This window comes from Brasilonema sennae CENA114 (assembly GCF_006968745.1).
Lineage (GTDB): Bacteria > Cyanobacteriota > Cyanobacteriia > Cyanobacteriales > Nostocaceae > Brasilonema > Brasilonema sennae.
Genome location: NZ_CP030118.1, coordinates 6,017,922 through 6,039,905 on the forward strand (window position 1 = coordinate 6,017,922; position 21,984 = coordinate 6,039,905).

Consider the following 21,984-nt stretch of genomic DNA (forward strand, 5'->3'; position numbering starts at 1 on the left):
CAATTGATTCAATTCATTAACTTTCGAGGATTCAATCCAAAATTTTTCTCGTTCAAATGGATATGTTGGCAAAGGTAGGCGATGACGCCTTTGATTGGCGTAAAAGCTAAACCAATCTATCTGTATTCCGCTGAGCCAGAGTTGACCTAAACTGTTTAGCAAAAACGTTACATCCGATTGTTGATCATGGGGATGACGTAGTGAAGAAAGTATCATCCTCCCCTGCGCCTGTTGCTTCGATAAGGCACTCAAAGTATGTCCAGGACCAACTTCTAAAAGAATCCGATTTGGTTGTTTGAACAACTCAGCAATGCCCTCGGCAAAGCGAACTGGGGAGCGCAAGTGCTTACTCCAGTAACTAGGATCTGTCGCCTGGGCTGCGGTTATCCAGGTGCCAGTTAGGTTAGATAAAAAGGGAATTTTTGGAGGATTAAACTTGACTTTTTGTAATTGATGTGTGTATTTATCAATGATGGGATCCATCATTTGAGAATGAAAGGCATGAGAAGTATGCAGACGACGACAGTCAACTCCTTGTTCAGTCAGACGATTTTGTAAATCATCAATCACAGGTATTGGTCCTGAAACCACACAGCGTGCTGGTGCGTTAATCGCTGCTACAGAGAGTTTTTCACCAAGCAGAGGTATGACTTCCGCCTCCGGTAGGGGTACAGCAAGCATTGCACCTGGGGGCTGTTGTTGCATCAGTTGTCCACGCTTGGTTACTATGACCAAAGCGTGTTCCAGAGAAAAAACACCAGCCAAGCAGGCTGCTACATATTCTCCTATGCTATGACCAATCATTGCAGAAGGACGCACTCCCCACGCTATCCACAATTGTGCTAAAGCATACTCAATCACAAACAGCGCCGGTTGGGTAATATGGGTTTGTGTTAGCTGCTGTGCTGCTACTGTTTGCTGTTCTTCGCTTGGATACAGAATAGTGCGTAAGTCTAGCCCTAAAATAGGTATAAGTATTTTACAGCAATAATCAACTTGTTCCTGAAAAATTGGCTCAGTGTGGTACAGTTCTCGACCCATCTCTACATACTGAGACCCCTGACCAGGAAACATAAACACAACTTCTTGCTCACAAGGTTCGGTGAAATGAGTAAAAACTCGTTGCGGGTCTTTTGTTTCTAAAATTTTAACTGTATCGTCAATATCTTGACAAACCACCATCCTGCGATGGTCAAACACTCGACGACCTACCCCAAGAGTGTAAGCGACATCTGCCAAGTTAATATTAGGGTGCTGCTTTAAATGTTGAACTAGATTAGTTGTGGCAGTATCTAATGCGGAACTAGTCTTGGCAGAAAGAACTAACAGCTGATATTTCATCCCCTGCTCCACGGCAGTCGCCTCAACGGGAGCCAGCGCTGCAGGAGGGTTTCCCTCCGTAGGCGTCTGGCGTTGGGGAACCCCCGCAGGGCGCTGCCTCCCCTGCTCTGTTGTCGGGGTTTCCTCAAGAATCACATGGGCATTGGTTCCGCCAATCCCAAAGGAACTGACCCCAGCACGGCGTGGTGTTCCGTTTGTCTTCCATTGGGAGAGCGTACTGTTAACATAAAAGGGGCTGTTGGCAAAATCAATCTGGGCATTAGGCTGTTGAAAGTGCAAGCTGGGTGGTATCTGTTTGTGTTTTAGTGCGAGAATGGTTTTGATTAAACCAGCAACACCAGCCGCAGTATCTAGGTGTCCGATGTTGGTTTTTACTGAACCAAGAGCGCAGAAATCCTTCTTTTTAGTTTTGGCGCGAAAAGATTTGGTAAGGGCTGCAACTTCAATAGGATCTCCTAAAACAGTCCCAGTACCATGAGTTTCAACATAGCTGATTGTTTCAGGTTCCACTTGGGCGATCGCAAGTGCTTCCGCAATCACCTTTGCTTGACCATCGATACTCGGAGCTGTATAACCAACTTTTGAAGAACCATCATTATTAATAGCTGAACCTTTAATAACAGCATGAATATTATCTCCATCCGCCAGAGCATCTGCTAATCGCTTTAAAGCGACTATGCCCACACCATCACCGCCCACAGTCCCTTTTGCTTGAGCATCAAAGGCGCGACAGTGTCCGTCAGGAGACAAAATTCCCCCCTCTTGATACAAATAGCCAGCTTTTTGTAATCCTGTTACAGAAACTCCACCAGCCAAAGCCATATCACATTCACGATCTATTAAGCTTTGACAGGCTAAGTGAACGGCAACTAATGAGCTAGAACATCCAGTTTGAACAGTGATAGCTGATCCCTTAAGATCTAACTTATAAGCGACTCGTGTAGTCAAATTATCTGTACGATTGTTATGCCTAATTTGGTCAAGACCGACTAATTTTAGCAGTTCGGTATTAGAGAAAAGATTGAATAAAAAATAGCTGCTAATACTGGCACTACCATAAACACTAATCCGACCTTCATAGGTTTTAGAATCATAGCCAGCATTTTCAAGAGCCTCCCAGGCAGTTTCCAAAAAGAGGCGGTGCTGTGGATCCATTATTTCTGCTGTTCTGGGAGAGTAATCAAAGAATGAGGCATCGAATAATTCTATATCTTCCAGTACAGCGTTTGCTTTAACATAATTGGGGTCACTCAGTAAAGATGGATCTACCCCTACTGACTCCAGTTCTTGATTTGAAAAAAACGAAATTGATTCTACCCCTGAGCGCAAATTATGCCAAAAAGCATCAAGATTCCTGGCTTTAGGAAACCGTCCAGACATGCCGATAACCGCTATATCTAAATCGCCTATTTGATTTTGTGTTTCTAGGCTATTCATTACAATTTCCTTCTTGATAACTTGATGATTTGCACTGATGGTTATTTAGGTATTCATCCTAAAGTATGTATTTAAATTAGATAATTTTACCGAGATTGTGCTCTTGACTGCCTTGAAGCAATGCGGCTTTGCGCTCGTTTATCGCTTTCTTCAAAAGAAGATGTTTCAGTTTGTTCTTGTGTTAAATATTTCGCCAGGGAGTTTATAGTTGGATATTCAAACAAATTAACTATTGATATATTAGTATTTAAAACTTCTCGCAATTTGGCATGAATTTGAACAAGAAGTAATGAATGACCACCAAGGTCGAAGAAATTATCATGAATGCCCACCTTTTCAACATGAAGCATCTGCTGCCAAATATTAGCGATGGTTTGCTCTACTTGAGTTCGAGGTGGTTCATAAGTTGCTTCTAATTCTGGACGATGATCGTCTGGTTCTGGTAGCGCGTTGCGGTTGACTTTTCCATTAGGCGTAAGTGGTAGAGCCTTCAACATCACGAAAGTTGAGGGCACCATGTATTCCGGCAGCTTCTGTCTTAGGAATCTGTACAGTTCACTAACACTAAGTGTTTGTTTGTGCTTAGGAACAATATAACCTACCAAGTACTGGTTACTCAACTCTTTTTCCCAAGCTGTAACTGCAGCCTGTTGTACTTCCGGGTGTTGACATAGTATGCTCTCTATTTCTCCTAGCTCAATACGGAAACCTCTAACTTTGACTTGATGATCGACCCGTCCAAGAAACTCAATATTGCCGTCGCTTAAGTAGCGTGCTTTATCACCAGTTTTATATAAGCGCGATCCTGAGTTAGATGCAATCAATCCCGTCTGTGCAAAGGGATTGGGAATGAACCGTTGTGCTGTTAGCTCAGACCGATTCAGATAGCCGCGAGCTAAACAAGCACCGCCGATGTATAATTCACCTGGGACACCAATAGGCACAGGTTGCAGTTGCTGATCAAGCAAATAAATCTGCGTGTTAGCAAGTGGACGACCAAGTGGAACTGTTTGTGAACTATGGTTAGCTTGTTTATCCCCAACGGCGAAAGTAGTAACCCCCACAGTGGCTTCTGTGGGACCGTAGTGATTGAAGATAAGACAGTTTGGTGCAGAAGCTTGAATTTGCTCAATTAGTTCCCAACTTGCTGCTTCACCACCAAGAATCAGTCTGGCGCGGGGCAAAATGGACTCGGATGGTGCAGATGCAAGCAGAGTAGCAAGGTGGGAGGGTACAATTTTGAGACAGTCAATGGGATGTTTGCGGCAGTATTTTCCTAGGGCTGCTGAGTCAGTAGCACACTCGGCAGACAACACATGCAGACACCCTCCACTACAAAGAGAAGAAAAGATAACAGTATTACCCAAATCTGCTGCAAGGGTGGAAACAGTAGCGAAGTTGGTTATTGTTGATAGATTCAACTTATCTATGATTCCGTTGAGGTAATTTAGCAGTTGTCGATGTTCAATCGCCACCCCTTTTGGTGTACCAGTCGAGCCAGAGGTGAACAATACGTAGACCAAATTCTCAGTTGTTACAACACTTGTGGGATTCTCATCACTGTGCTGAGCAATAATATCCCAGTCCGTGTCTAAGCAGACGATCTGCGATGCATCTGTTGGTAGAGCATCCACTAATCGCTGTTGTGTCAATAGCAGTGGTACTTGGGCATCCTGTAATCGAAAGGCAAGACTCTCCTTTGGTAATCCTGGATCAAGCGGTAGGTATGCTCCACCAGCTTTGAGGATGCCCAAAAGTCCAATAATCATTTCAGAGGATCGCTCTACGCAAAGCCCAACTAAAACTTCTGGTTTTACTCCAAGCGTTTGCAAGTGGTGAGCTATTTTGTTGGCTTTGCGATTAAGCTCTGCATAGGTCAGTTGCTGATCTTCAAATATAACGGCAATGTTATTAGGTGTTTTTTGTGCTTGTTCTTCAAATCGCTGGTGGATACATTTGTCTTGTGGGTAATCAATCTGCGTTTGGTTAAACTCAACTAGTAATTGTTGGCGATCGCTCTTGCTGAGAATCTCTAATTGAGAGATTTTATTTTCTGGATTTGCAGTTGCACTGCTTAATAAAGTTTTAAACTGTCCAGCTAAACGCTCAATAGTTTCAGATGAAAAGTAGTTGACATCATAATAAAATTCTGCTATCAGCAAATTATCGCGTTGAGTACAAGTGAGTTTTACTTTAAAAGGTTCAATACAGGTGTAATATTTGTCAATATAAAATGAAACACCACCGGCAATGAGTTGTTCTGGTAGTTGCTCAAACTCGAAACCAATAGGAAAAGCTAGTGTATTATTATTTTCTAGTGGTTCTGGAACGAAATAATCCTGCCATTCGGAACCAGCCTCTATAGTTTGTTCAGCTAGTTCTAAAAGTTCTTTAAAGCGTAAGTCTGGTGTCAAGTGGCTTTTAATTGGCAACCAGGTAGCAACAAGTCCTAGTAAATTTTGTAGTTCTTCATAATCCCTGCGATCGCAAGCCATACCGATAACAATGTCTGGCTGTCCTGTCAGTCGCCAAATCAGCGTTTGCCAGCAAGCTAGTAAGACGACAGCAGTGGAAGTATTATACTTTTGGGCTAAAGTTTCAATTTTGGCTGTTAGTTCGGGAGCGATCGCCACTCGCAAACACTCAGGCTGGAATTGTGATTGTTTTGAAGGTTGGCTTTCAAAAGGCAGTCTTAATGTAGCTTGGGAAGGAAGATTTTGCTCTTGCCAGTATTTATTAGCCGCCTCTGCATCTTCGTCTTCGAGTAATTGATTCTGCCATTCTGAAAATTGCAGGTATTGCACAACTTCTTGTGATACTGCCTCACTTTGCAAGCAAGCAGAATATGAATAGCTGATTTCAGCTACCAGATTTTTGAGTGTCCAGGTATCGGCACACAGAGAAGGTAGGTTAATCAGTAAAATATACTTATTTTCTGATAGCTTCAATAGAGATACATACAACAATGGCTCTTGCTCAAGATCGAAATGTTGGCTTCGTGCTTCTTGGAAAAGAGTCTCGATTTTGTTTGAGAGTTCCTTGGGTTCCGAATCACTTAGATTGATGTCACGCCATGACAGAATGCTGTTATTTGCTACAACCATAACAGCATTCTTCATGCCATTTAAGCGGCGAAAGGTTGTACGCAGAATTCCATGTTGATTGATGACTTCCTGTAAGGCGGTTTTTAAAACCTCTGGTTTGAGATTTCCTTCAAGCAAAAGAGCACATTCAGCACAATAAGCTAAACTACATTGCTGCAATGACCAAAGGCGCTTTTGTTGGGGGGAAAGCCGAAAGCTTTCAGTAGTATGATTTTGCATCTATTTATGCCATATTGTTACAAAGTAAGCATAAGTTCCGTCTAAACTACGTTGATCTAGATGACGACTCACTAAGTTTTTTACGACCAACAAAGCAGACTCTTTCACCTAATGTTTGCTCTAATCCCAAATCCTGTTTAACATCATAGATACTAACTTCCGTAAAGCCTACTTTTTCCAGAGTGGTCTGGACATCTGCCAGAGAATAGAGTTTTAAGAGAAATGTCTTATCTAAACGTTGCCACATTCCATTGACAAATTCAAATATAGTAGTATCTTTTCTACCTACTTTGTTTTCTGAATCATAGCTCCAAATATCAACCCAGACATGAGCATCTTTGACTCCACCGCCAGAATCACTTTTATTCCAACTTGATTGACACAATTCTTCTATATACATTTCACATCCAAATATACCATTATCAAGTAATGCTTCATAAACTTTATGTAAGGCATTTTCTAGTTCCTCAATACTGAGTATATAGTTAAGGACAACATCTGTTGAAATAGCTGCATGGAAGGTAGGCGGCAATTTGAAAAAGCGTGCGTCATCCAAGATTAAATTTGCATTTGGTGCATTTTTGCGAGCAACCTCAAGCATCCCTTCAGAGCTATCAAGCCCAGTAACTTGATACCCTTTTTTCAGCAGCCGTTGTGCAATTTGTCCCGTACCACAACCGAGATCAAAAATGTGTGCCCCTTCTGGAATATATTTTAGTATCAATTTATTTATGCAATCTAATGCCATGTCATGGCGGTCTGGTGGATCTTTCAAGTCGTAAATAGAAGCTATAGCATTATGATTACTATTGCGTTGTTTGGAAGACATTCATTTTCTCTCCTATTTTGACATTTTCTCTTTTTCTGAACTCACTGATTGCGCTTCCTTAATCATTTCACCCATTGCTACCACAATTTTGCGGTAACCGGAATAAGAATTCCGTCCGTGGGCAGTCAACATGTTATCTAGCATCAAAATATCTCCCTGCTGCCAAGGAAAACTAATCTGTGACTGCTGATAAACTTCATTAATTTCTGTAATAACTTCGTCTTCTATTGGAGTACCATCTCCGTAATAAACATTACGCGGTAGCTTTTTATCTCCAAAGGTAGACAACAGAGATTCTCGAACTTCTGCGTCCAAATATGCTATGTGGTGCAACTGTATTTGATTGAAAAATACAGGATCACCAGTTTTTGGATGTACTGCTAAGGCTGGACGAACTTGACGAGTAATTAAACCATTATTATCATACCATTCAAAATCAATATTAGTTTTACGGCAATAATTTTCTACTTCAAACTTGTCATTAGTGCGAAAGAAATCTTGCCAGCTTACATCTAGACCATTCGTATAATTACGAACGTACATGAATTGTTTTTGGGCTAATCGTTCTCGTAGTTTTGGAGTGAGGAGTTGATAAGCTTTTCGACAGTCTACAATTGGCGTATCTCCACCTTTTTGTGCTGGTTGCACGCAGAAAAACCAAATCTTTAGGGGCCATTGATGTAAGTGCGAGCTTTCATTATGGAAGAGGATAGCTTTATCAGGTGGGTAAGGAGTAGAACCATAAACTTTACCGCTTTCTCCAGCACGAGGTAAGTCGCCATACTCACCGAATAAGTCTGGACAAATTGCCTGGGCAACACTTTCAAATTCTGAAACAGAATCTACATTAAAACCTCGAAATAGAATCGCTCCATGTTTCAACAATTCTGTCTCTATAAATTCCTGGTTAGTTTTAGCCCAAGCCACTAAATCAATATCGCGAGCAGCAGGCTGAATGACTAGAGGAAATGTTTGTCCTGGTTGGAGATAATCAGTTACGACCCATTTTTCTTGTGATAGGCTGACAGCCTTAGGGGCAATGCTGATAAACTTTTCGCGCTTGAAGGCTTTGCGCTCCTTTTTTTGCATAACTTGTTGTTTTCTTTCTTCTTCAGTAAGCATTTCTAAATTGCTTAGCCGTGCATCAGGTTGGGAAATAATGCTATTAAGCAGTGTCTGGAAGTGACCTGCCATACGAGTTATAGTGAGCGTATCGAAAAGGTCAGCATTATACTGCCACTTGCCTAAGATTCCTTGCTCTGTTTCCGTCAAAAATAACGCTAAATCAAACCTTGCCACTTTGTTTTCAACTTCCAACTGGCTTAATGTCAGTCCTGGCAATTCTAAAGGTGGTATTGGGGCGTTCTGGAGGACAAACAACACCTGAAATAGTGGTGGCGTGTTGCTTAAATTCCGCTCAGGTTGCAAAGCCTCTACTAATTTTTCAAAGGGTAAATCCTGATGAGCATAAGCTCCTAATGTTATAGAGCGTACTCGTTTAAGCAACTCCCCAAAGGTGGGGTTTCCGCTCAGATCGGTGCGTAAGACAAGCAGATTGACAAAAAAGCCAATTAATAACTCAATTTCTGCTCGATTACGATTAGCAACATCAGTGCCAACAACGATATCATCTTGACTGGTGTAGCGTTGTAGCAATATCTGAAAACCTGCTAGCAGGGTCATAAATAAGGTGACACCCTCTTGGCGCGAGAGTGCTTGGAGTTCTTGAGACCTGTTAGAGGGAATGAGGAAAGATTGAGTAGCGCCTTTGTTGGTTTTAACTTCTGTTCGCGGACGAGTTGTGGGTAATTGCAGTACAGTCTGGTTGTTTCCTAATTGCTGTTTCCAGTAAGCGAGTTGAGCTTCCAGTGTTTCTCCTTGTAACTGCTGTCGTTGCCAGACGGCAAAATCTGCGTACTGTATGGGTAATTCTGGAAGTGGAGAAGGTTTTCCAGCACAGAAGGCTTGATAAAGTGCTGCTAATTCACGAATGAACACACCCATTGTCCAGCCATCTGAGACAATATGGTGGATAGTGAACAATACTATATGCTCCTGATCGCTAACACGCACTATAGTACATCGCAGTAAGGGACCTTGGGCTAAGTCAAAGGTGCGTTGGGATTCTTCGTCAATCAGTCGTTGAACAAGAGGTTTCTGTTCAGCTTGTGGCAACTCCCGTAAGTCCACTATTGGGAGTTTCAGGGTTATGGTTGAGGCGATCGCCTGAAATGGTTGTCCATCTAGCACAGGGAAAGTAGTCCGCAAGACTTCATGACGCTGCACAATTTCACATAAGCTCTCCTCTAGTGCATTTACATTCAACAGACCAACAAATTGTACGGCAACTGGTATGTTGTATGTAGCACTACCTGGTTGCAGTTGCTCCAGCAACCACAATCTCTCCTGGGCAAAGGACAATGGTATATTTTCGTCTCGCGAGACAGGCAATAGAGGAGGAGTCTGCTGTCCTACTTTCACCTCTATTGTTTGTTGTATAGCTTTTGCGAGTCCAGCCACTGTTGGTGACTCAAACAAGCGACGTAGCGATAGCTGTACTTCAAAAGTTTTCCAGATCCGCGAGATGACTTGGGTAGCCAATAGAGAATGTCCGCCTAACTCAAAGAAATTGTCGTCAATACCTAGCTGTTCAATACCAAGAACTTGAATCCAAATTCCAGCTACCACTTCCTCAACTGGATTGCGAGGTGCGACAAAAGCTTCTTTAAGATAGAATTTGGTGGTGTCAAGTGCTCTTAAGGCACGGCGATCTACTTTGCCGTTGGGCGTCAGTGGCAGCGCCTCTAGTATCACAAAGGCTGATGGCACCATATAACTTGGGAGCTTTGACTCCAAAAAGTGACGTAGCTCAGTAACTGTTACAGTCTGCTCTAGGTGCAAAACTACGTAGGCTACCAAACGTTTAGAAGCAAGTTCATCCTCAAAAGCTACAACTATACTTTCGCGCACCATTGGGTGTTGGCTAAGGAGTGCTTCAATCTCTCCAAGTTCAATGCGGAAACCGCGTAGCTTCACTTGATTGTCGATACGACCTAAGTATTCGATCTCTCCATTCGGCAAATATCGGGCTAAGTCTCCTGTCTTGTACAGACGATTCCATTTTGAATTTTCAAAGGGGTTGGGGATAAACTTCTGTGCTGTGAGTTCTGGTTGGTTAAGATAACCACGAGCAAGTCCGACACCGCCAATGTGCAATTCCCCAGGAACTCCTACAGGAACCAGTTGTTGGTGTGAATCAAGGATATAAAATTGCGTGTTGGCAATTGGTCGCCCAATTGATATAACTTCACCTCTTTCTTTTTGGTCTGGATTGCTTTCTATGATTCGGACAGATGACCAAATCGTAGTTTCGGTCGGACCGTATAAATTCCATACTTGCGTACCACGTTCGAGCAACTGATTAGCAAGGGAGCTATCGAGAGCTTCACCACCGCAAAGGATTTTCAATTGCCGATTGTCCTGCCACCCAGCAGATAGCAATAGTCGCCAGGTTGCTGGTGTGGCTTGCATAATTGTGGTATTTAACAAAGTCAACCCTTCTAGCAGTTGGGTTCCGTCAACAGCGATTTCACGACTCACTAATACCAAACGAGCACCTACAATCAACGGTAAATACAATTCCAGTGCTGCGATATCAAACGACAATGTAGTGACTGATAATAAAATATCTTCTTTAGTCAACTTCAAATTCTGACGCATGGCACTTAAGAAGTTAACTAAAGCACCGTGACTAATTTGCACTCCTTTAGGCTTACCCGTTGAGCCAGAGGTGTAAATCACATACGCTAAATCTTTAGTAGTTGCTTGGTTGATAGAATGGCAATTGCTTTGTTCGTCAATCTCCTGCCAGTCTGTATCAAGGCATACTACCTTTGCTTTATGTTCCGGTAAAGCTGCTACCAACTTCTTTTGAGTGAGCAGGACTGAAACTTTGGCATCTTCTAGCATGAATGCTAAGCGATCGCGTGGATACGCTGGATCAAGCGGCACATAAGCGCCACCGGCTTTGAGGATGCCCAATAGTCCGATGAGCATATCGAGCGATCGCTCCACACAAATTCCCACCAGTACCTCTGGTCCCACACCTAACGTTTGCAAATAGTGTGCTAGCTGATTGGCACGAACATTCAATTCCTGATAAGTCAGTTGTTGATCTACTCTGCGAGAAGCCGCGCGTAGCGCGTCTTCAAAAACTACTGCTACGGCACCTGGTGTTTGTTCTACCTGAGCCTCAAATAACTGATGAATACAAATAGAGGGGTAATCAGCCGATGTTTGATTCCAATCTACCAGCAGTTGCTGCTGTTGTGTTGCACTCAAGATTGGCAAGTCAGAAAGATGTTGTTCGGGATTGGCGACAATTCCTTCGAGTAGTGTCTGAAAATTCCCCTGGATTCGCTCAATAGTCGCAGCATCAAATAAGTCGCTATTATACTCGAATACGCCCATCAGTCCTTGTTCAGTTTCCGTCAAAAACACGGTTACATCAAACATGGCTGTTTCGGGTTCTACTTCCATTGGACTCAAGCTCAAGTCTGGAAGCGTCAATTCCTCCATTGGGGCATTTTGCAAAACAAACATTACCTGAAACAGTGGCGTATAGCTTAAATTGCGCTCTGGTTGTAGCTGTTCCACAAGCTGCTCAAAGGGCAAATCTTGGTAAGCATATGCATCCAAGGTAACCTCTCGAATCCGTCGCAGTAATTCTTTGAAGCTTGGATTTCCCGAAAGGTCGGTACGCAGTACAAGGGTATTGACAAAAAAACCTATTAGACCTTCTATCTCTTTGCGATTCCGGTTGGCAATTGGAGAGCCTATTAGAATATCTGCTTGATTTGTGTAGCGATACAACAATACTTTAAACGCCGCAAGCATTGTCATAAACAGAGTCACTGCTTCCCCTTTTGAAAGGGACTTAAGTGCCTCAGTTAGAGTTTTGGAAATTTGCCACGGCTGTTTTCTTCCCCTAAAGGTTTGAATGGCTGGTCGAGATCGGTCGGTAGGAAGTTGCAGCACAGGCAAGTGACCGCCTAATTGTTGTTTCCAATAAGCCATCTGGGATGACTGTACCTCTGTTTGCAACCACTGTCGCTGCCAAATCGCAAAGTCTGCATATTGAATAGTCAGTTCAGGTAGTGATGAGGGCTTACCGCTACAAAATGATTCGTAGAGTGCTGCTACTTCGCGAACAATCACGCCTGCCGACCAGCCGTCGGCGACAATATGGTGTATAGTAAACACCAACACATGTTCCTCTTCCTTCAACCGCAACAAGGTAGTTCGTAGCAATGAACCCTCGGTCAAGTCAAAGGGCTGTTGGGCGTGTGAGCGAGCCAGCTGCCGAACCGAAGCAACTCGTTCTTCTTCTGATAATTCCCCTAAATCTATAATCGGCAGCGTTATATTCAGCACCGAAGCAATTTCCTGGACAGGACGTCCATCTACATCCCTGAAATTTGTTCGCAATACCTCGTGACGTCGTACAATTTCGTTCAAGCTCTGCTCCAGTGCTGTCACGTTGAGCGAACCTTTCAGTATTACACCTCTGGAAATGTTGTAGAAAGGATTACCTGGTTCCAACTGGTCGAGGAACCACAACCGTTGCTGGGGAAAGGACAAAGGCAACTCGCCCTCCCGCGAAACGTGCTCAATTGGCGGAAGTTCGAGTTTTTGTCCAGCCCTGACTGCGGTTTCAATCACTTCAGCTAGTCCCGCCAGTGTGGGTGTTTCAAACAAACTACGTAAGCGCAACTCCACTTGAAAGGCTTCGCGTATTTGGGAAACAACTTGCGTTGCTAGTAACGAGTGTCCTCCCAAGTCAAAAAAGTTATCGTGGATACCTACGTGCTCAGTACCAAGAACTCTAGCCCAAATTCCAGCAAGGACCTCCTCAACTGGCGTGCGAGGATTTGTAAAACTTGTTTCTAACTCAGAACGTACTTGGTTGGGTTCTGGCAGGGCTTGACGGTCTACTTTGCCGTTGGGAGTAAGCGGTAGCGCCTTGAGCATGACAAAGGTTGAAGGCACCATATACTCAGGCAACCTCGCCTGCATATAGTTACGCAGTTCATTAATAAGGATAGGCGATTCTTGAGATGGTACGACGTAAGCTGCCAGATAGTTCTGACCAGACTCTGAATCTCTTGCTAAGACAACAACCTCGCGGACATTTGGGTGGAGACTGAGTACTGCCTCAATTTCTCCTAATTCTACGCGGAAGCCCCGAATTTTAACTTGGTGGTCGATCCGACCTAAAAACTCAATCGTGCCGTCTGGCAAATAGCGTGCCCGATCGCCGGTTTTGTAAAACCGCGCTCCCTCTTCTTGACTGAATGGATTGGGAATAAATTTAACAGCTGTCTGTTCCGGCTGATTCAGATAGCATCTAGCGAGAGTTGTCCCACCAATGTATATTTCGCCACTTACTCCTATGGGAGCAGGCTGCAGGTTCTCTTCTAGGACATAGACCTGCGTGTTACGAATTGAGCGACCCAGGGGAACTGTTTTGGATTTTTGATTGCAGGAAAGGTCGTCATTAAGTTCTACAAGATAAGTAAGTACACCTACAGTGGCTTCTGTCGGACCGTAGTGATTGAAGATTTGGCAATCTTGTGCATACCTTTGAATCTGCTCGATTAGTTCCCAACTGGTAGCCTCACCACCCAGGATAAGTCGTTTTCTAGGCAGGATAGACTTAGGTGAAGAAGATGTTAAGAGGGAAGCAAGGTGAGAGGGAACAATTTTGAGACAGTCAATCGGATGTCTGTGGCAGTATTCTGCTAAAGCTGCTGGGTCAGTAGCACGTTCGTAGGAGATCACATGCAGACACCCCCCCGTACACAGACAAGGAAAGATAACCGTGTTGCCTAAGTCTGCAGCGAATGTAGAAACCAGTCCAAAGTTGGCACCTGCTGGCAGGTTTAACGTATCGATGATGGCATATAGATAATTGAGCAGTTGTCGGTGCTCAATTGCAACCCCTTTGGGTCTGCCTGTAGAGCCAGAGGTAAACAGTGCATATACTAGATTTCCACTTGTTACCTTGGTATTGAGATTAACTTCATTTTCCTGAGCAATAATTTCCGAGTCGCTATCCAGGTAGATTACTGTTATTTGCTCAAAGTTATTTACCAATGACGAATGACTAATGACTAATGACACTCGGGCATCCTGCAATCGTAATGCCAAACCTTCTTTCGGTAATGCCGGATCTAGTGGCACATACGCCCCACCAGCTTTGAGGATGGCTAAAAGTCCAACTATCATGTCAAGTGAACGTTCTACACACAGCCCCACTAACACCTCTGATCCAACCCCCTGCTTTTGCAGGTAGTGAGCTATTTTGTTAGCCCGTTGATTGAGTTGGTGGTAAGTCAGTTGTTGGTCTTCAAAGATAACAGCAACTTTATTGGGGGTTTTTCGTGCCTGTTCCTCAAACAGTTGGTGAATGCACTTATTGTGAGGATAATCGCGCTTAGTATTGTTTACCTCGTCGAGTAATTGTCTTTCATTGTCGCTGAGAACCTCTAGCTGACTGATTGGTAAATCTGGATAAGCGCTCGCACTAGCTAACAACGTCTGAAATTGTCCGACTAAGCGTTTGATATCTTCTACATCAAATAAGTTTGAGTCATAGTGAAATGCTATATTTAGCGTATTATTCTGACGAGTACAGGAAAGCTTTACTTTGAATCTTTCAATGCAAGTAGACAGTCTATCAATCGAAAAAGATACATCAGCGGCTAGATGATTTCCTGGCAGTTCTTCAAAATCAAAACTAAATGGGAAAAAACCTAAGGTATTGGGATACGATTGTGCTAATGATTCCCAAGTAAAGTAATCTTGCAACTTATAAAGCTGCTCTGCACATGCATGATTTTTGTGTAAAATATCAATAAAACTTGATTCAAATTCTATATTTAAAATTAACGGTAAGTATTTAGTAAATAATCCGAGACTCTTCTCTAGTTCCTGATATTTGCGTCCCTCATAAGCCACACCGATACTCAAATTTTGCTGTTTGGTAAGACGCGCAAGTAAGATCTGCCAGGAAGCTAAGAAAAACTCAGCCACTGAAATATTATATTGCTGAGTCAGGGTGTCAATTTGTTCTAACAGAGCAGGGCTAATTGTAAAACTTTGCGTGTGAGGCTGAAATTCTAGTTGCTCTAGAGATTGTTTTTCAAAAGGTAGGTTTAATTTTATCAGCGTCGAAAAATCCTGTTTCCGCCAATAGTCTCTACCTACTTCTGTATCTGCCCCTTCTAACAATTCGTTTTGCCATTCAGCCAAATCTGCGTATTGTAATGGTTCATCGTCTAGTTCTTTACCTTGAAGGCAAGCTGCATAAGACTGGCTGATTTCTTGCACTAAAATTTTTAGCGTTGCTGCATCTGCACAAAGTGCAGGTAAGCTAATGAGCAAAACATACTTAGATGGTGACAGAGTTACTAAAGATAGGTGTAATGGAGAACCTTCTACTAAATTGAACGTCTGTTTGTGAACCTGATCAAATAAGGCGGATAAAAATTCTTCTTGTTCTTGGGGTGTACAACTGCTCAAGTTGTGGTTTTCATTCCAAATTATGTCGTTATTTCCAATAACTTGCAAAGGTATAGTCATACCAGGCAAGCAATGAAAATTAGTACGGAGAATTTCATGCCGATTGACAACTTGTTCTAAAGCTATTTTCAAAGTGTCGATCTCAAGATTCCCTTCTATCAAAACAGCACACTGTGAACAATAAGGGAAGTTGTCACTTTCCTGTAAATGCCACAGATGTTTTTGTTGGGGTGAGAGTCGAAAACCCTGCATTTCCTCTATCATTCTCATTCTCCGTACTGGGCACTAAATATCTTTACTACTCAATTGTTCTGCCATTCCTACTACGACTTTTCGTTGTCCCACAAATGGCATCCGTCCGTGGGAAGCAAGCATATTATCCAGCATTAAAATATCTCCAGCTTGCCAAGGGAAAATAACCGTTTCTTGTTGGTATACACCACGAATTTCATCTAATACGGCTGCTTCAATTGGCGAACCATCACCATAATATGTATTGTGTGGCAAGTCTGATTCTGGAAATTCAGCTAACAATGTTTCACGCATGGTAGGTTCCAAAGTTGACACATGAAAAAAAGCTGCGTGATTAAACCATACTTGTTCACCTGTTTGTGGATGTGTGGCAACAGCCTGCCGCACCTGTCGGGTTCTCAAGCGATTACCCTCTTTCCACTCAAACTCAATGCCATTGTGATGGCAGAAGGTTTCTACTTCTGCTGAATTGGTTGTTTGAAACACTGTCTGCCAAGTCAAGCCAAAACCATCGCCAAAGTTACGGACGTACATTACTCCTTTTTCGATGAAGCGATCGCGAATCTTGGAATCAATCCGCTTATATAATTTTCGAGTATCAGCAATGGGTGTTTCTCCTCCCTGAATAGCTGGTGTCACGCAATAAAAGAAGATTTTTAGGGGCCATGTGGCAGCGTAGGAATTCTCGCTATGTAAAAAGATAGTTTGGTTGGCTGGATAGTCAGTTGAAGTATAAATATTGCCTTGAATTAGGCTGCGGGGTGAAGAGCGATCGCGATATTCCAGCAAATCTCCAGAAACTGTCTGGATAAATTTTTCAAACTCAACCACATCTGTGACTTGGAAGTTACGAAACAGGATACCGCCATGCTTCAGTAAATTTTTTGCAATTAACTCCTGATTACTTGCGGCCCAAGTTACTAAATTAATTCCTTCTACTATAGGTTGTAACAGCAAAGGTAAGGATTTCTCAAGCGACAAAGGTCTTGCTTTGATCAATTTTGCATCCGAGAGATTAACGCCTTGCCGTCTTTTTGACCTTATTTGGTTGAGGCTAATTTTTGGATAGTCTGGAATCTTCATTCTTGCTCTCTTATAATATTGCAGCTTCCAGAATTATCTTCTGATTTTTATCTTGCGACAAATCACACTAATCCCAGAAGGCAAACTTCTTAGTTTATTGCTGTAACTATTTTGCTTGAATGGTGGTGTCTTCATTTATTGACTTATTAGCTTTTGAAAAATCTAAATCTAATTCCTCTAATGACTTGACACCCAGTGTCTCCAAAACAAAAGGGTGCAATGTATTGTTTTCGATAAAATTACTTTTTTCATCGTTTTTACCTTTATATAAGATGACCAAATTATGATAAAATTGTATGGAAATAGTGTTCTCATCAAAGTAGGAAGGACTGTATCCTGGATTTAAAAATTCCTGATAGTTTAATCCATCAACCAGTCTTTTAAACATATTCATCACGGTTGTTGGATCATTTAGATCGAGGCTACCACCAACAGTTATCCAGTTTTGTAACTCAAAACTGTCTTTGGCTAAGTTTGACCACTTTTCACCTTTAAGACTTGGCCAATATGAGTGGTGGATATTTTCTGCTGCATAAATGCCACCATCTTTAAGTGCTGGAAAGAAAGTATAGAACGCGTTGATATGATGTTCATTTGCAGAACTACCATCTTCAATTATAATATCTAGCTCGCCAGTTTCAGCTAAAACTTCTTGAATGAAATTTTCATCATTTTGGTCACCATGAAAGATTTTAATACGGTCTTCTTCTAAATACCTTTTGTCTATTATATCAAGACCATAAACCATACTGTTTGGGAAATAGGTTTTCCACGTTTTTAAAGCCTCTCCTCCTAATTTTTTATTTTCATAACCTCCTACACCAATTGCAAGAATTTTTAGTTTTTTCCACTTTAAGGGGGCAAAATGACTTTGATAGCGATGGGCAAACCGAAGTCTTGGCCATTCATCATGAGAATAAATAGCTGCTGTTTTACTTAAATTGTAAGGAGCGAGAAATGCTATTATTTTCAGCGGGAAATTGTTGATTTTCATTGATAAACTCCTCATTTAAAGAAAATAATAATAATAAAGCATGAAATATTTTCAGATTTTTTCAGACTCCATAAATTGCCTTACGCTTTGTCAGCTTGAGTTTTTGCACAGAAGTGTGTTCTAGTTCTTGTTCTTTTATGATCTGTTGTTCTCTGTCAGCTTTGGCGAGTACTTTGGCTAGCTCATTCATTCTAATGTCAGGCTGTTCAACAACATGGCGTAAAAGTATTTCTAAATGACTTATCATTCGAGCAATAGTTGTGGCCTCGAACAAGTCCGTTTTATACTCCAATGAACCATTAAAACCTTCTAGACTTTCCCAAATACTTAGCTTCAAATCAAATTTTGAAGTGCCGCTGTCGGCTTCCAACGGACGCAGAGTCAACCCTGGAAGTTCTATAGTTGGTATGGGAGCATTCTGAAGAATAAACATTACCTGAAACAGCGGGTTATGGCTTAAATTTCGTTCCGGCTGCAATTCCTCCACCAACTTCTCAAAGGGCAAATCTTGATGAGCATAAGCTCCCAAAGCAACTTCGCGCACCCGCCCTAACAATTCACGGAAAGTCGGATTGCCTGATAGGTTGGTACGCAATACCAATGTGTTGAGAAAAAAGCCAATGAGTTTTTCTGTTTCTCTTCTGGTGCGACCGACAACGGGCGAACCTACTATTATTTCCTCTTGGTTTGAATAGCAGTATAACAAAATCTTGAACACTGTCAGAAGTGTCATAAACTGAGTGACACTTTCTTGTCGATTCAAGTTGTTGACTGCCTCGCTTAAAGCCTTAGGAAATGCAAAAAATTCCTTTTTGCCAGTGAAGGTTTGTATAGCTGGTCGCGATCGGTCAGTAGGAAGTTGCAGTATAGGTAAACTACCCCTTAATTGCTGCTTCCAGTAAGTAACCTGATTGTTGAGTACTTCTCCTTGCAACCATTGTTTCTGCCAATAAGCAAAATCTGCATATTGAATCGTAAGTTCAGGTAGTGGGGAGGGTAAGCCTTTAGAAAAAGATTTGTAAATCTCTGCCAGTTCTTGAATAAGAATACCAATAGACCAACCATCCGAAATAATGTGGTGCATGACTAACAGCAGCATATGCTCCTGTTGTGTCAAACGTAGGAGTTTAGCTCGCAGTAATGGTGCTTGGGACAAGTCGAAAGGCTGTTGAGCAAACTCAGTAGCGATGGACAAAGCTGAGTCTACACTTACTCCTGGTAAATCTGTGACTGGCAAGGTTATTTTTAAGGTGGGGGCAATCTTTTGGATCGGTCGTCCTTGTATTGCCGAAAAGCTTGTTCGCAATGCCTCATGACGCCGCACGACTTCGTTAAGACTTTGTTCTAGGGTTGTCAGGTTAAGCTCCCCAGTTAAATGCACAGCAATAGGAACATTATAGAAGGGATTTCCAGGTTCTAATTGGTCAAGGAACCACAAGCGTTCTTGAGCAAGGCACACAGGTAGTTCTTGATTTCGGGAAATAGGCTCCAGTTTGGGTTCTAACGCTGTTTTTGTTGTTAGTTGAGTCAGTATTTGTGTTGCTAGCAGGACGACACTGGCATCTTTGAAGAAATCCTCGATAGATATTGTGACTCCAAGGTCTACTTGAATCTGATTTTTGAGTTCAAAGACCATTAATGAGTCGAGTCCGAAAGTACTTAGCGGTACCTCTGAGTTTAGTTGGGATGCTGCAACTTTTAGTACGCGAGCAATCTGTGTTTGAAGATAAGGTATGAGCAGTGGCGGACGTTTTTCTGGTGGAGTTGCAAGAATTGCCTCACGGCTGAGACTTGTTTGGCTCCCCAACTCATCTGTATCATCCAGGATACTGCTGTTTATGATCTCCAATTCGCCTGCGAGAAACTGTGCGCGAGTTGCACGCCGTTGAATTTTGCCACTGGAGGTTTTGGAGATAGTACCTGGTTTTATTAGTAATATTCCATAAACTTGTATTTCATGCTCTTCAACAACCGCCTGACGAATTGCTGCTGTGACTTCCTCAAGATTAGGTTTGGCACGAAACTCTAACTCTTGAACTACGACTAGTCGTTCTTCATTCTCTACCTCTACCGAGAAAGCTGCACCACTACTTGAACGTAATGACGAATGGCTGCGTTCTGCTGTTAACTCTATGTCTTGTGGGTAGAGGTTGCGACCACGGATAATGATTAAATCTTTGGCTCGACCTGTAATGAAGAGTTCTCCATTGTGCAAAAAGCCCAAGTCACCAGTGCGTAGAAATGGTTCAGATCCTGTGTCTTTTAGGTAGGCGTGAAATATCTGCTCTGTTTCTTCTTGACGATTCCAATAACCCTGACCGACGCTAGGACCAGATGCCCAGATTTCTCCTACTTGATCTGATGAACAACGAGTTAATGTTTCGGGATTGACAATGACAATCTCCTGTTGAGGAATACTTTGACCGCAACTGACAAACGTCTGGGTATCTTCACTATTGGTATTTGCTTCAACGACTAGGTTTTTCTCTAATGAAGATTTCGCAACTGTTTTGCAAGGAGGCAAAGCTTTCTTGATCCCACCAGAAACCATCAGTGTTGCTTCTGCCATACCATAACAAGGGTAGAATGCTGACCCACGAAAACCACACTCTGCAAAGGTTGCGGCAAATTGGTCTAAAGTCTCCTGCCGGATTGGTTCAGCACCGTTAAATGCAACACTCCAACTACTTAAGTCGAGAGTTTCTTTTTGTTGTTGGGTAATCCTTTGAATACACTGCTCATAAGCAAAGTTAGGACCACCACTCGTAGTGCCTTTGTAGCGAGAAATTGTCTGTAGCCATCGATACGGACGTTGCAAAAAAGATGCTGGAGACATTAGGATGCAACCAAACCCACCATATAAAGGTTGCAAAATCCCACCAATCAACCCCATATCATGGTAAACAGGTAGCCAGGAGACAAATACACTGCTGGGAGAATGTTCCATGAGTTGGTAAGTCACGGCGGCATTGTGCAGCAGATTGCCATGACTCAGCATGACACCTTTGGGTGTGCCTGTAGAACCAGATGTGTATTGCAAGAAAGCGAGGGTATCTGCATTGATTTCAGGCTGTTGCCAAGAATTTTCTATACCCTGTGCCAGGTTGTCAGTAGTCAGCCAACGTAAATGACTCTGGTTTGTTTCTTTTGCAAGTAAAGACTGTACAGTAGGGAGAATCGTTGTTATCGTCAGGATAATTGCTGCTTGTGCATCTGTTATGATTGCTTGAATTCTGGGTGTATTGCGTTGATTGCGAGGTGGATAAGCTGGAACAGCTACCACACCAGCGTAGAGACAACCAAAAAAAGCACTCAAGTAATCTAGCCCTGGTGGATACAGCAATATAGCACGTTCCCCGGTTAAACCAAGGGTTTGGAGTTGAGATGCTATAGCCCGACTGCGTCGATCCAACTCATAGTAAGTTAACGTTGATTCCTGAGTTTCTCCATCTTCAAGGAAGGTGAACGCTTGTGCGTGCGGTTGTGTTGAACTGCGATAACGCACAATATCAACGACAGTCGCACATTGATGGGAAATTTTTGGAAATCTATTGAAAATTACAGTCATTTTTCGTTTCAAGCAATCAGATGCACATAAACAATGGTTGAATTAGGCAAGCCCAATGGCAAATTTCATTCTATGTAAGTTAGAATGCTGCCTTCATGCATGCCTTTTTTTCATGGCAATAATTCTTTTTGGATAAACCTCAATAACTGTCTTATACAAATATGCATTGCAATGACTTGGTCAGTCATGCAAATCTTGGCTGAGATGAGTTGCAAGTTATTTTTAATTAGCACCTTTTACTCTAGAAGAAAAGTATTGTCTTTAGCAATACTTGTTTAATAGAGAATACTTATCAAAAAATAAGAAAATATAATAATTTCTTGAACTGTATTTTTCTGACTTTTGGTAGATGCTAAAATAAATTTAGGTACTATCAAGATTTCATTCATCGGACTTGATGATTCGATGTTACGTAAGTCAAGTCATGTCAACTCAGCCAAAAGTGTTGAGTGGTAAATGTTATCTCAATTTGATATAGCAGGGAACGCTTAACGCTTAACAGACTTGAAAGTCTCTTGCTGAACCTGTTTTCTCATTAATTCGTGTCCTAATCTACGTGGCGACTGCTATACAA

General features: G+C 42.3%; 6 protein-coding genes and 1 pseudogene. All 7 read right to left on the bottom strand.

Annotated elements, in window-relative coordinates:
* Window positions 1-15 precede the first annotated feature (15 nt).
* Window positions 16-2,778, bottom strand: a pseudogene (locus DP114_RS25135) (type I polyketide synthase); the annotation flags it as partial.
* Between the two features lie 86 nt (window positions 2,779-2,864).
* Window positions 2,865-6,101 (bottom strand): non-ribosomal peptide synthetase, encoded by a 3,237-nt coding sequence (locus DP114_RS25140; protein ID WP_171977412.1) that lies wholly within the window; start codon window positions 6,099-6,101, stop codon window positions 2,865-2,867.
* Between the two features lie 46 nt (window positions 6,102-6,147).
* On the bottom strand, window positions 6,148-6,930 hold the full coding sequence (locus DP114_RS25145) for a class I SAM-dependent DNA methyltransferase (RefSeq protein WP_171977413.1): 783 nt from the start codon (window positions 6,928-6,930) through the stop codon (window positions 6,148-6,150).
* Window positions 6,931-6,942: 12 nt separating this feature from the next.
* Window positions 6,943-15,777, bottom strand: a complete 8,835-nt coding sequence (locus DP114_RS25150; RefSeq protein ID WP_171977414.1) for a non-ribosomal peptide synthetase — start codon at window positions 15,775-15,777, stop codon at window positions 6,943-6,945.
* A 21-nt stretch (window positions 15,778-15,798) separates the two neighbouring features.
* Window positions 15,799-16,848: a TauD/TfdA family dioxygenase gene (locus DP114_RS25155; protein ID WP_169263549.1), complete on the bottom strand. Its 1,050-nt coding sequence runs from the start codon at window positions 16,846-16,848 to the stop codon at window positions 15,799-15,801.
* Between the two features lie 106 nt (window positions 16,849-16,954).
* A complete protein-coding gene (locus tag DP114_RS25160; protein WP_211178299.1) occupies window positions 16,955-17,842 on the bottom strand; it encodes a hypothetical protein in 888 nt (295 codons plus the stop codon).
* Between the two features lie 61 nt (window positions 17,843-17,903).
* Window positions 17,904-21,410 carry a condensation domain-containing protein gene (locus DP114_RS25165; RefSeq protein ID WP_171977415.1) on the bottom strand — a complete coding sequence of 1,169 codons (3,507 nt, stop codon included), beginning with the start codon at window positions 21,408-21,410 and terminating at the stop codon, window positions 17,904-17,906.
* Between the last annotated feature and the right edge of the window lie 574 nt (window positions 21,411-21,984).

Bases quoted from the DNA above. Each gene is read 5' to 3' on its own strand.
- DP114_RS25150 (WP_171977414.1), bottom strand. From the start codon at position 15,777: ATGATAGAGGAAATGCAGGGTTTTCGACTCTCACCCCAACAAAAACAT.
- DP114_RS25165 (WP_171977415.1), bottom strand. From the start codon at position 21,410: ATGACTGTAATTTTCAATAGATTTCCAAAAATTTCCCATCAATGTGCG.
- DP114_RS25160 (WP_211178299.1), bottom strand. From the start codon at position 17,842: ATGAAAATCAACAATTTCCCGCTGAAAATAATAGCATTTCTCGCTCCT.
- DP114_RS25155 (WP_169263549.1), bottom strand. From the start codon at position 16,848: ATGAAGATTCCAGACTATCCAAAAATTAGCCTCAACCAAATAAGGTCA.
- DP114_RS25145 (WP_171977413.1), bottom strand. From the start codon at position 6,930: ATGTCTTCCAAACAACGCAATAGTAATCATAATGCTATAGCTTCTATT.
- DP114_RS25140 (WP_171977412.1), bottom strand. From the start codon at position 6,101: ATGCAAAATCATACTACTGAAAGCTTTCGGCTTTCCCCCCAACAAAAG.